Origin of the sequence: Pseudomonas fulva, from assembly GCF_023517795.1 — a bacterium.
Classification (GTDB): Bacteria; Pseudomonadota; Gammaproteobacteria; order Pseudomonadales; family Pseudomonadaceae; genus Aquipseudomonas; species Aquipseudomonas fulva_D.
The window spans coordinates 1,442,870-1,455,548 of the sequence record NZ_CP082928.1 but is presented as its reverse complement, the minus strand read 5'-3'; the positions used below and the strand labels follow the sequence as shown (position 1 = coordinate 1,455,548).

General features: G+C 56.2%; 9 protein-coding genes. 1 reads left to right on the top strand and 8 read right to left on the bottom strand.

Features of this window, described 5'->3' with window-relative positions:
* Nucleotides 1–112: 112 nt before the first annotated feature.
* The 8 genes from K8U54_RS06575 to K8U54_RS06540 form a co-directional block, all read right to left on the bottom strand.
* Nucleotides 113–3,871 (bottom strand): pilus assembly protein, encoded by a 3,759-nt coding sequence (locus K8U54_RS06575; protein WP_249909389.1) that lies wholly within the window; start codon nt 3,869–3,871, stop codon nt 113–115.
* Nucleotides 3,872–4,102: 231 nt separating this feature from the next.
* Nucleotides 4,103–4,549: a type IV pilin protein gene (locus tag K8U54_RS06570; protein ID WP_249909388.1), complete on the bottom strand. Its 447-nt coding sequence runs from the start codon at nt 4,547–4,549 to the stop codon at nt 4,103–4,105.
* Complete coding sequence (locus K8U54_RS06565; protein ID WP_249909387.1) at nt 4,546–8,259, bottom strand: pilus assembly protein; 3,714 nt, start codon at nt 8,257–8,259, stop codon at nt 4,546–4,548. Before K8U54_RS06565 ends, K8U54_RS06570 begins: the two co-directional genes overlap by 4 nt.
* 8 nt (nt 8,260–8,267) lie before the next feature.
* Nucleotides 8,268–8,912: a PilX N-terminal domain-containing pilus assembly protein gene (locus K8U54_RS06560; RefSeq protein WP_249909386.1), complete on the bottom strand. Its 645-nt coding sequence runs from the start codon at nt 8,910–8,912 to the stop codon at nt 8,268–8,270.
* Nucleotides 8,909–9,757 carry a PilW family protein gene (locus K8U54_RS06555; protein WP_249909385.1) on the bottom strand — a complete coding sequence of 283 codons (849 nt, stop codon included), beginning with the start codon at nt 9,755–9,757 and terminating at the stop codon, nt 8,909–8,911. The genes K8U54_RS06560 and K8U54_RS06555 overlap by 4 nt, the downstream gene beginning before the upstream one ends.
* Nucleotides 9,754–10,320, bottom strand: a complete 567-nt coding sequence (pilV, locus tag K8U54_RS06550; protein WP_074881526.1) for a type IV pilus modification protein PilV — start codon at nt 10,318–10,320, stop codon at nt 9,754–9,756. The genes K8U54_RS06555 and pilV overlap by 4 nt, the downstream gene beginning before the upstream one ends.
* Nucleotides 10,321–10,335: 15 nt before the next feature.
* The gene (locus K8U54_RS06545) at nt 10,336–10,782 is read right to left on the bottom strand and encodes a GspH/FimT family pseudopilin (RefSeq protein WP_249909384.1); all 447 of its coding nucleotides are present in this window, start codon (nt 10,780–10,782) and stop codon (nt 10,336–10,338) included.
* A gap of 174 nt (nt 10,783–10,956) precedes the next feature.
* Entirely contained in the window at nt 10,957–11,448 is a 492-nt protein-coding gene (locus tag K8U54_RS06540; protein ID WP_249909383.1) for a GspH/FimT family pseudopilin, read from the bottom strand.
* A 107-nt stretch (nt 11,449–11,555) separates the two neighbouring features.
* On the opposite strand from K8U54_RS06540, the gene thiO reads away from it, so the two are divergent.
* Nucleotides 11,556–12,653 (top strand): glycine oxidase ThiO, encoded by a 1,098-nt coding sequence (gene thiO, locus K8U54_RS06535; protein ID WP_249909382.1) that lies wholly within the window; start codon nt 11,556–11,558, stop codon nt 12,651–12,653.
* The last annotated feature ends 26 nt before the right edge of the window (nt 12,654–12,679 follow it).

Genomic DNA, 12,679 nt, shown 5'->3' with positions numbered 1-12,679 from the left:
ATGACAGGGGGTGATAGTAGCAGTCCCTTTGTTTGAGTGCTTGATAGGCAGCGGGCAATGAACGTTGCCCGCTGCCATGACTCCATCCATGGCTTGCGGGGGCGAGGTCCTATCACTGAAGTTGTTCGATACGTCGCCAGCTTTGACGGCCGATGCTGGACGGATCCGGATAGACGGGCACGCATTCCTGGCCCGTACAGTACTGGTAACCACCGTCGGGATTCTGCGACAAGCTTCCTCCGCCTTCACCACCCTGGCTTACCCCGGAAATGACGGCGGTGCCGACATTGCTGCTGGGTGAATAATCAAAAGCGCGCTGATTGGTGCGCCCTCCGGTGAAGGGATTGATTGCATAGCTCCAGTTGCTGGCACCATCACCGCAGGGGTCGCTGTTGGGGACCAGGGATTGGAGAAACAGCGTACGGCCGAGCTGCGACATGTTCTCCACAACCATCTCGCCGTCACTCTGCACCAAGTTGAGGTACCAGCCGTTTTGTGCAGCGAGGTTGTTGGCCGCTTGCCAGCGAATACTGTTGTTACTGATCACCCTGGCTTGCCTTGTCGATCCGTCGGTGGCGGTGCCGACCAGGGTATTGGTGATGCTCTGCTGTTGCAGGGAGCTGCGGTTGATATTGGGGTTGCTGGCCACTTCACCAAGGGTCTGCTTGTCCCAGATGCCATAAACCGATTGCGGCATGCTCTTGTCGCCATCCTTGTCGTCGCTGTCGAAGAAGCGACCGGTTCCGAATACCACCAGGTACCCTGTCCCGGTTGGGTGAGCGACCAGGCTGGGCGCCGATGTAATGGCCTGGCGTTGGGTGCCTGCATTGTCGGCCGTTGCCCTGAACAGAGGGTTCCCGCCAAAGCCAACCCTGAATTCGCCGACGGCAGAATCGCTGTCATCGGTCGTGATGAATGGATTGCTATTGCTGCGGCCAGCGCGTAGCAGGTCGAAACGCCACATATTTCCCTGCAGATCGCCCGCATAGGCGTAATCGGCTACGCCGTCAGCGTTGTAGTCGGCCAGCTTGGGCGTCGACAGCCCATTGGCGAGGCCAATCGCCCCCTGAACTTCGAGGCTCCTGAGCAGCGTGCCCTGCATGGCGTCAAGGATAAAAAGAGCAGCCTTGCCGTTGGTGTTGCCCGCGCTCTCATAGCCATTGCCGAATACCACCGCCCACTTACCGTTGTGCAGACGCGCGATGGTAGGTTGCGAATAGCTGTAACCCATTTTCACGGCGGTGGTTGCAGCGATGCTGTTCTCATCGAACTGCCACAGCAGTTTTTCACTTCCGGGTGTGGTGACGTCGAGGGCAAAAATAGACTTACCGCCTGCTTTCAGCGTACCCACCAGAATGGTTCGCCATTGGCGGGTGGCGCTGTCATAGACATCGCCTACAACCGGTGAGCCGTCCACATAGAACTCGTGTGAATAATTGGAACCTGTCAGCTTGTGCAGCTTGGAAAAGACCGCTGATGGTATGAAGGCGAACTCCTCGACCCCCGTAAGCGCATTGAAGCCGTGCAACATGCCCGCGTTGCCGCCGACATAGATGCGCGGAGTTCGATTAGCGATGGCCGCTTTGAAAGTGGTGTAAGCCGTATTGCCCTCCAGGCGATTGGAAAACTGCTCGAGGTATCGCGCGCCCGATACAACCGCAGGGCTAGACGAGTAAAAATCGCCCAATAAGCCGCTGCGACGACGGAACGTGGTGCCTTCACCCGCCCGATTGCCACGTAGATAGTCCACGCGAGAGGCGGCCAAGTTATCAACAAGGCCGGTTTCCGGATTTCTCGCCAGATAGGCGAGCAGCGTGGTACCGGCATATTGGCTTAGTGACGCATTGGCGGAGGTGAGGTCCTGAAGCCCGTTATTACTGACAGTGGCCGGGGCTGCGATCTTTATTCGGCGTTGCGCCCAGGCTGGGACCTTGGTCTTAGCGCTCCAAACCTCCACGGTATCGATGGCGTTGGTTTGAGGATTCCAGCGCTTTTCGAAGCGCTTTACGTCTCCAGACCAATTGTCGTCACTGGCGTAGGAGGTTTGGTAGGAGACTGTTTGAGTCGTACCCTCGTCAGGGCTCACTTGGCCAGAGTTTATTGCCGGGCGGGCGGCACTGGACTTGCGGTCGGCGATGCGCGAAAGGATATCCGCGAAGGCTTGCACCATGGCGTCTGGACTGTCGACGCTGAAGAACTCTCCACGGGAGTTGATTGCCGCGTGCCACAGGTCGTAGACATTCGCATCGGTGGCATTGGCTGCTGCCGGGGGCCACGTCGCGCCGGCTTCAAGCGCGGAGTAACCACTTCCGGCAAAGGTGCTGCCACCCCACGGAATATTGCTCTGGGTTAAAGACTGTGTGAGTCCGAGCCCCATGGTGAAATTGGTCATATGTTGCCAGGTCGCCGGATCGTTGCGGGGGTTCCAATAGTCGGCTGTCGTATCGCCACTTTTGGATGGCAGGTAGGCGGGCAGGTTGTTGCTGAGGCTGGGGTTCAGGTCAGTGGCCCAGTAGTGCATGGCGAGATCCGCTAGCGTATTGGGCGTACTGTCGTAATAAGGCGCGCGTTGCGTGAACGCTCTGCCATCCGGAAGCGTGAAAGATGCCGCGTCATGACGGAAATTGCTCGGCGCGCTTGCCGCTTCATTCCACTGCCCATCGGTCATCATGATGTGGTAGCTGGCACGGCAGGCGTAGGTGTTCTGGGTCGTGTTGGTTCCAGTCGCATTGGGAAATGCCTGCCAGGGAACCGTCGTTCTGTAGAACTCGCCAGCCCGCTTCATTGCTGCCGGCAGATAGGTGCTCTGGTCGAAGGCAATATTCTGTAGCCAAGCGTAGAGCTGCCCTTTATGAGCGGGCGTATAAGCCTTGAATGCGTTATTACGGCAGTAGGTGGTGTCACTGCCATCAAAGGTGGTGCAGCGTCCCAGTCCTTGCCAACTCAACCTAACGGAAGGCGAAAGATTGTAGAAAGCCAGCGCGGCAGCAGAGATGGTCGACAGCGCTCGGTTGCGGTAGAAGGAGTACCAATTTGCGAAGTTCGCCTGTTCGTTGCTACCGACGAATCGTAAGGCGTAGCAACTATCGTTGCTCGTAGTGCAATTGCTGGCTCTGCTTGAATCATAGATGTAGTAGTAAGCCGGTACTGGGCGTCTGACCAGCGATGCGGTGTAACCGCTGGCCGTTCTGCTACAGTCGGCGGTGAGGCCTGAAAAAATGCCGGGATAGCTGGCAGTGGCCGTACAGCCGAGCACGCCTATCAAAATCGGCGTAATGGTGAATTGGATGCCGCCGGGCGAGGTTATCTGAGTAGGAGCAAGGATGCCGAGGCCTACCGTGGCAGAGAAATCTGCACTCGGGTTATCGGCCAGCCGTGAAACCGTACCCGTTGGCTGAGCGTAGTTGCTTACGTCTCCGTAGTTGTAGCTGGCGCTTCCTGGAACGGTGGTTATGGGGACATCCCAGGCCACTCGATAGCCTGCTCCGCTCAAGTTTGCCGAGCCGACTGAGGTTCTGAAACCGTTGTGCCAAGCCTGAGTGAAAGTTGTCGCCAGCTGTTGTTCATTGCCCGATGTATCGAAGACCAGCGGAGCGGCATAAGTGGCGCTGGGATTGTAGTAGATCGGATTGTACGCACTGGACTTGGCCCGACGGGTAGCTGACTCGTCGCTTAATCCATCTGGGGCGAACCCCCAGCGCATGCTTCCCGAGTCATCCAGTGTCACCAACATATTGGGCGGTACGCCCACTGTCAGGCTTAGCGGACTTTGTGAAACGGCCGCCAAGCTGCTTGCGTTGCCCGACAGTGCAGCGCTCAACATGGCGTAGCGCAGCGTTTTAACATTGAAGTTGGTTGTGAGTCGCTTCATCTTGCCGGCTCTCCCTTGCTCATGCTCCTTAGGTATAGGGTCTTACCGGGAGCAGATAGTTCTGCCCGATTCAGCTACCTCTCGTCGTTCGAAGGCCAATAGGCTTCACGGTTTCGCTCGCATCTTTGAATACGAGTAGCGCCACGTTGATGCCTTCTGAGAGGGTTTTCCTAGTAAATCGTAGGCAAAAAAAACCGCGCATGGCGCGGTTTTTAGTTGCAGATTATTGAGCTAGCGCCAGCAGTCGCTCGCACTGGCGCCTGAAGCGGTGGCTCCTTTGATACCGTTCGCGGTCAGCGTGAGGTTGCCACATTTCGTATCGCTGAACTGTTGGGTGGCTGTCAGGGTATAACCGCCGTCACCATCCACCTTACTTACGGAAAAGACATATTTTCCAGTAGCCGATCTGTTGTTCGAAAGATTCATTCCTAATTTCCCGATGTCGGCCGCAGCCGTGACATAGGTATTGTTCTGACTGAAATAGCGCTCCTGGCGAGCGGCCGCATCACTCAGTAACGCCTGGCCCTCTGTACGGTTACCGCGCTTCACATATTCGGTGTAACTCGGGTAAGCGATGGCTGCCAGTATGCCGATGATGGCCACGACGACCATCACCTCGATCAGAGTGAAGCCGGCTTGCCGAGCGGAAGACCGGGGGTTGCCTATGATCAGGCTCATTGTTGTTCCTCCGTACGACGCCACGCCTGACGACCGATGCTGGTTGGATCTGGATAAATGTTGATGCAGGACTGGCCAGTGCAATACTGGTAACTGCTATCCGAGTTCTGAGACAACGTGCCACCGCCTTCGCCGTCCTGGCGAATGGCCGAAACGATAGTTGTACCAACATCTGTAGTTGGGGCGTAGTCAAATGCCTTTTGAGTGGTTCTCCCTCCAGTGTATGGGTTAACGGCATAGGTCCAATTCGCCGCGCCGTCGCCACAGGGGTCATCGTTCGGAACCAGTGACTGGAAAAAGATTGTCCGGCCCAGCTGTGACATGTTTTCTACCACCATCTCGCCGTCCTCCCGGACGAGGTTCAAATACCAGCCATTTTGTGCTGCTCGCGTGACGCCCCCTTGGGTGGCCGCTTGCCAGCGCACGGCATTGTTACTGATCACCCGGCCACGTGCCGTGCTGCCATCAGCCGATACGGTAGTCGTGGTCACGATAGTTTGCTCCTGCAGGCTTGAGCGCTGAATATTGGGATTACTTGCTGTTTCTCCCAGCGTCTGTTTATCCCAGATACCATAAACGCTTTGGCTCATGCTCTTGTCGCCGGCTTTATCGGCTGTATCGTAGAAACGACCAGTGCCGAAGACAACCAGATAGCCTTTCCCTGTGGGGTGGGTCACAAGGCTAGGTGCAGAGGTGATTGCTTGTCGCTGTGTACCTTCGGTATCTGCACTAGCTCTGAACAGCGGATTGCCTCTAAATCCCACTTTGAAATCGCTGGCAGGAACATCATTTGTGACCTTGAACGGGGCATTAGCATCTTGCGTAGCCCGCAGCAGATCAAACCGCCACATGTTGCCCTGCAGGTCGCCTGCGTAGGCGTAATCTGCTGTACCGTCGGCGTTGAAATCGCCCAACTTTGGCGTTGAAAGGCCGTTAGCGATACCGCTAGTACCCTGCACTTCCAGGCTTCTTACTAGCGTGCCATCCAGAGCATCGAGAATAAACAGTGCGGCCTTTCCATTGGTGTTGTTGGCGCTTTCGTAGCCGTTCCCAAAAACTACTGCCCATTTACCAGTATGCAAACGAGCAATGGTTGGCTGGGAGAAGCTGTAACCCATCTTTACTGCATTCGTGTCGGTGATACTGTTTTCGTCGAACTGCCAAAGTAGCTTCTCTTCTCCTGTGTGGGTGATGTCTAGTGCAAAGATAGACTTGCCACCAGCTTTCAATGTGCCGACGAGAATCGTGCGCCACTCGCTTCCTGTATAAACGTCAGCTACTACAGGCGAGCCATCTACATAAAATTCATGGCTGTAGTTGGAGCCTGTAAGTTTGTTCAGTTTGGGGAAGACTGCAGAGGGTATGAAGGCAAACTCTTCAGCTCCCGTGTTAGCGTTGAAACCATGCAGCATGCCGTCGTTGCCGCCGACGTAGAGGCGCGGGGTACGGTTTGCGATACGTCCTTTAAAGGTTGTGTAGGCATCGTTACCCTCCAGACGATTGGTAAACTGCTCCAAGTAGCGAAGGGTATTGAGTACTACAGCCGGCGACGAGGAGTAAAAGTCGCCAAGCACCCCGCTACGCTGTCGGAAGGTAGTACCTTCGCCGGCTCTGTTTCCACGTAGATAGCTGATCCGGTCCGCGCCTTTCGTATCTGCGGTATTGGCATTTTCTGGGTCACGGTTCAGGTAGGAGAGCAATGTAGTGCCCGAGTAGCTTGTCAATGCAGCATTATCAGAGTTGAACTCCGCCAGTCCCGTATTATTTGTGCCTGCGATCTTAATCGTACGGCTGCCAGGAACCATGGCTTTGGCGCTCCAGACCTCCCTGGTTTCCATTGCTTTGGTCTGGGCATTCCAGCTTTTTTCAAAACGTTTTACGTCGCCTGACCAGTTGTCATCACTGGCGTAAGAGGTCTGATAAGAAACCGTCTTGACCGTGCCGTTATTGTTTTCGTCGACACTGACTTGGCCAGAGTTGATCGCTGGGCGCGCTGCGGTCGATTTACGATCGGAAATACGCGATAGAATATCAACGAAAGCCTGCACCATAGCTTCAGGGCTATCAACACTGAAGAACTCGCCGCGGGAGTTGATTGCAGCATGCCATAGATCGTAGATATTGTTGGCGCTGCCGCTGGACGCAGCCGGCCAGTTAACTGTGCCAGCAACCAGATCTCTGTAGCCCTTGCCTGTGAAGGTGCTACCAGCCCAAGGCACGTTAGCATTATTAAGCGATTGGGTCAGACCTAAGCCCATCATGAAGTTAGTCATGTGCTGCCAGGTGGCTGGGTCATTGCGCGCATCCCAATAGTCGGTAGTGGTATCGCCGCTCTTGAAGGGGATATAAGCCGGTACGTCGTTATCCAAATTCGGGTTGAGATCGGTAGCCCAGTAGTGCATCGCCAAGTCGGCAAGGGTCTCTGCCTGGCTATCATAGAAAGGCCTTTGCTCACTATAGGCACGCCCATCCGGCAGGTTAAAGGTCGCCGCGTCGTGTCGGAAGTTGCTAGGCCTGGTGGTGGTATCGTTCCATTGGCCATCAGTCATTAGGATGTGATAGCTGGCACGGCACGCATAGGTATTCTTGGTAGTGTTGCCGGTACCGTTGGGGTTTTTTTGCCAGGGTGTGGCGGTAGTGTAGAACTCACCTGCGCGCTTGAGCGCCGCAGGGAGAGGAGTGCTTTGGTTAAATTTGATGTTTTGCAACCACGCGTAGAGTTGGCCTTTATGTGTCGGCGAGTACTCCTTAAGGGAGTTGTTGTAGCAATTATCGGTGTCGTTGCCGCTAAAGGAGGTACAGTTACCGAGGCCCTGCCAGGTCAGGCGTACCGAGGGGGAAAGGTCATAGAAGGCGAGTGCCGCAGCGGAAATAGTGGCCAAGGCGCGATTGCGATAAAACGAATACCAGTTTGCGAAGTTCTGTTGTTGATCTTCACTGACGTAGTTTAGACGATAGCAATTGTCGTTGGCCGTGGTGCAGTTGGTAGCCAAGGTGGTGTCGTAAGTGTAGTAATAAGCGGGAACGCCTGCTTGTGCCCAGCCCCCGGTATAACGGCCATTGGAATTATTGTAGCTACAGGAACCATTAGTCCAACCGCTGGCAGAAACAGTACAGCCTGTACCGTTATTGTTACGGCGGATGCTAACAGTCACACCGGCGCTTGTGCAGGTTTTAGTTTGGCCATTAGATAAGGACGTGACAAAACAGGTAGGGAAATCAGACGACGGGTTTTCTCCCAAGCGATTACTGGTGTTGCTGTAGCCGTAATCCGTGGCCTGGGTGCTGAGCAAGTCGTAGCTCCAGGTAAATCTGTAATTACTGCGCAGGTCGATGTCGCCGTAGTTGCTCTTGTAGCCGTTGAGCAGGGCTGCGCTATAGCTGGTAGATAGTTGCTGCTCAACCCCTGCCGTATTGAATACGATCGGCGCGCGGTAGGAAATAGCAGGGTTGAAGTACAGCGGGTTGAAATCGCTGGACTTTGCTCGTCGAGTAGCATGTACCCCGTTGACGTTATCTGGGGCGAAAGCCCAACGCATGCTGCCTGAGTCATCTAGGGTGAGCGCCATGTTGGGCGGCACGCCAACAGTCAGGCTAAGCGGGGTTTGTGACATTGCTGCATAACCCGTGGCGGCATGTAGCAAAGTAATGCCGAATAGGGCGCAGGAGAGCGACTTGACATAAAAGGCCTGTTTTGAATAATTTTTCATGCCGGCTCTCAATTGTTCAGCCCCAGATAAATATTGGCGTGCGTCGACTGCAGGTAAACCTGGTCATCCGCTTTGGCATTGTTGAGGTAGTAATAAGTGCCTTGTCCTTCGGCGACCATGCCGTATTCGGCATTGACGGCGTTGTTGCCTACCGTGACTGCTCGTGTACTGTTCCAGTAAGTAGTACGTTCATTGCTGGTTTCCCGCGTGCCGGCTACCGTCTGATTGGCTGCGTCTGTGCCTCGATAAGGCATCCACAGCAGCCCCCCGGCAGATTCAGGTTTCAGGAAGTTGTTCGCAGTGCTCTTGGGATTTTCCACGAACGTTTGCAGGTTCTCGTCCTTGATCGCAAGTAAGCATGGTTTGTTAATACCATTGGTTTTAAGTGTATTGCCCAGCGCGCAATTAGCAGCCCTGCCCTCAAGCTTGTCGATCAGATTTGCCGGGCCGTAGTAGCGAAACTCTGCTTCCCGCAGTGCGGCGTCAGCTGCACTTTGCTGCTGGGTGTCGTGGGCGCGGTTTGCCGTGATGCGACTTTCTAGCGTGGTGCCTCGCATACTGCTGACGGCCATCAGCGTCAGTACCAGTAGCATGACCAAGGCGACCACCAAGACGGCACCTGTCTGTGACTGACGATTCGATAAGTGGGTCATGGCATTAGATTCCTGACAGTTTGAGTACTTCCGACGACTTGATAAATGCGTTTGTTATCGCCTGTTTGCAGGCGCGTTTTGGTCGCGTCAGGCGCCACCGCGAGCCAATCGGTGAGTACTTTGGAGTCGTCGCTATCCCGCTGCCCGGTTGCGCTTGCCATTAGCAGGCAGTAACGCACGCTGCGGATAGCTCCCGAACTGGTCGTCCAGTCTTTCTGCGGTACGTAAGACGTCACTTCTTTGGAAAGCACGTCACTGCTGCCAATACCAAAGTCCACACGCATATCGGCGATGCCTGTGAGCTGTTCGGTGAATTGAGGTGTCGTGGCGTTCAGGCTCTTGCACAAAAGCCTGCCGTTCTGCAGTGCGGTCGAAGCCCCAGGCTCATATTTGAAGGCAAGGACGATCAAGTCACTTGCGGTCAGGTTAGAAGGGAAGGCTTGCGTGAATGTGGTGTTACTGGCCACGCCCTGGCAATCGAGATCTCCACTTACCTGCGGCTGATAGCGTAGACAGAACCCCACCCCTTCGTCCGTAGCCAGGTTGGTAACGGACGCCCCTGCGCTAAAGGCCATGCAACCATCCGATGCCGCGCGTGCTGGAAAGGATGTTTCCAACAGGCTCGAAGGAGTACGGCGATAGCCGGCCTTCCCCAGATATTGATCGAGCAACAGCGACGCGAATCGCCCGCTGTCGAGATTGCCGCTTTGGCTCTGCTGGAACAGGTAATGCCGTTGGTTATCGATGTATACCTGGGTGATACCCAGAATCAGAAAGCTGCTGATCGCCAAGGCAATCAGCAGTTCGATCATCGACAAACCGCTTTGGCGCTTCATGTCATTCATGGCTGCACTCGCACGGTATAGGTACAGATGGTCGAAGAGTTGCTGGTGTCAGCTGCGTCCAGGCAAGTGCCTTCACGCACCTGCCAGGCCAGGCGGATTTCGATCATCGAGCCCTGACCATTGCAATTGCCGGCGCTGCTGCTGCGACAGATATACGAATCGCTGAGGAAGACGGTCGAGCCGCCCGGCAGTAGTGCCTTTGCCTTGCTGGCCCAGCAGTTACGTTGTTCAGCAGCGGTCCTGGGCACTACGGTAGCGCTCGCGACACAATCGGCTGGGTTGGAGAAATCCGACGCTTTGGCTTTGTAGAAGATCGAACTGCTCTTAAGACCATTATTCATCGGGAATTGCGGTGCGGCATTGTTAAAGGTTTCGCTAGGGTTGGCGCGGATGATTTCCACCAACTCGGTGGCTAGGTCCACCGCCACATTGCGTTGCACAGAGTCTTGCGAGTACTGCACGCTACGACCTTGCAGCGCGACCATGCCGAGCACTCCGACGGTGGTTAGCAATAGAGCCACCAGTACTTCGATCAGGCTGAATCCCTTGTCCACGTTTTTCATCGCCATTCCTCGGTACTACTGACAGGCTGTCATGCTAGTGGTGGAGTTCGTCATGCCTCTTGGCCAGCTCCGTACGCTGCCGCTGGCTTTTACGTCGATGGTGTAACCGTTGGCGTGATCGCTACCTTGGCAGGTAAGCAAGGTCGTATCGGTACTGGTTCCGTTGTACCTGAACAGTATTTCAGTGACGGAAGTGACGACCGGATTCACCGTGCTGCCGGACGGGATATCTAGTCTGCGCAGCACTTCGGAGGTATCGGCACAGGTTTTCTTAACCGTCCAGCGGCCGCTCTCCTTGCAAACTCTCATGAATGTCTTTTGCTCGACTGCAGTGGTGCGTGCGTATTGCACCATTGCCAGCATCTCGTTGTTCAACGATTGCGTACGGCTCTTATTGATGAACTGGTTGAAGTTCGGAACGGCGATCGCGGCGACGATCCCGACCAGGGCAATGATGATCATCAGCTCAATAAGGGTGAAGCCACGCCGCGTATGCGAGTACGCCGATGGCTGGCTATCCGAGAGTCTTGGCATGGTTGTCCAGTCTAAATACAGGAGGGCATGCGAATCCTGACGGCTTCGCTGGTAGCTGTCTTCAGGCCGTAGATGATCGGGCGTGAAGCACGGATGACTGGTCTAGCAGCAGCGGGAATTGTGACCGGTTCCAACTCTCAGGCGGCCCTGGCGGTTCAGCGTCAGTAGCTGGTGAGGTCCATTGCTGTTGCATATGAAAATCGTACCGTTGCTAGCCCAGCTGGTCCCGTTGGGATGGAAACGGATGCTGTCGCCGCCAAAGCCCACTCTGCAGATGTTTTTCCTCGGGGCTGCCTGCTTGGTCACGATAGTCGGCTCATTGCCAGCCCTAGCTATAAGCCAATAACTGCCCCAGTTCCCGTCGCAGCTCTCACCGTCACTCGAGCCGCATAGTTTGTATGGGCGCCCTTGAGTTATGGCGTTGGCGCGGGTTTTCTGGATATGGCTGGCAAGCAGATCACGGGCCGATTCCTGACGTTTACTTTCCTGAAAGCGAGCGAAAGCGGGAAGGGCCATGCTGATCAAGATACTCAGCAGAGCGACGGCTACCAGCAGCTCCACCAAGCCCACAGCCTTCTGTTGATCTCTATTCATGGTGCACCTCCCTATGCGCGTATCATTAGCGGCCTTCCTGGCTGCTTTTTCTGTTTACACCCTCAGGTGTCACTGTCAAGGCATGCGGTCTGGCGATGGGGTGGGTTGTGCGTACGGATGTAATCGTTATCGGCGGTGGGATCATCGGATTGTTATCGGCGTATCTGCTGGCGGGCGCGGGCAAGCGGGTCGTGCTGGTGGATCGCGGGACGGTCGGGGGAGAGGCGTCTTGGGCGGGGGGCGGAATTGTTTCGCCGCTTTACCCGTGGCGCTATAGCCAGGCGGTAACGGCCCTGGCGCACTGGTCGCAGGATTACTACCCGGGCCTGGGTACGCGGCTGCTGGCGCATACCGGCGTCGATCCCGAAGTGCATGTCACGGGGCTGTACTGGCTGGATCTGGACGACCAGGCCGAGGCGCTGGACTGGGCGCGGCGAGAAAGGCGAGCGTTGCATGAAGTACCTGTCGAGTCTGCCTATGTCCAGGTCCCTGTACTGGGTGCAGGATTCGAGCGCGCCATTTATATGCCCGGCGTGGCCAATGTACGTAACCCGCGCCTGGTCAAAGCGCTGCGAGCCGCCCTGCAGGGTTTGCCCGACGTTACCCTGCTTGAGCACAGCCCGGTGCTGCAGTTCGTCCGTGATGGCGAGCGCATAATCGGGGTTCGTACCGCTGACGGCGAGATGCTGGCCGAGCAGGTCGTCGTCGCTGCCGGAGCCTGGAGCGGGGAGGTGTTGCAGAGCCTCGGGCTGGCGCTGCCCGTAGAGCCGGTCAAGGGGCAGATGATCCTGTTCAAGTGCGCCGAGGATTTCCTGCCCAGCATGGTACTGGCTGGCGGGCGTTATGCGATTCCGCGGCGCGACGGCCATATCCTGGTGGGCAGTACGCTGGAACATGCCGGCTTCGACAAAACGCCAACCGGTGAGGCGTTGGCCAGCCTACGGGCTTCTGCCGAGACGCTGCTACCGGCGTTGCGCGATGCCGAGGTGGTGGGCCACTGGGCCGGACTGCGCCCTGGTTCTCCCGAGGGCATTCCGTTTATTGGTGAGGTGCCGGAACATCCGGGCTTGTGGCTCAATTGCGGGCATTACCGCAATGGGCTGGTGCTGGCGCCGGCATCCTGCCAGTTGCTGGCGGATCTGATGTTAGGACGCGAGCCGATCATCGACCCGGCACCGTACTCACCGGCGGGGCGCTTGCAGTAAGGGGCGAACTGCCAGATCGCAAGAAC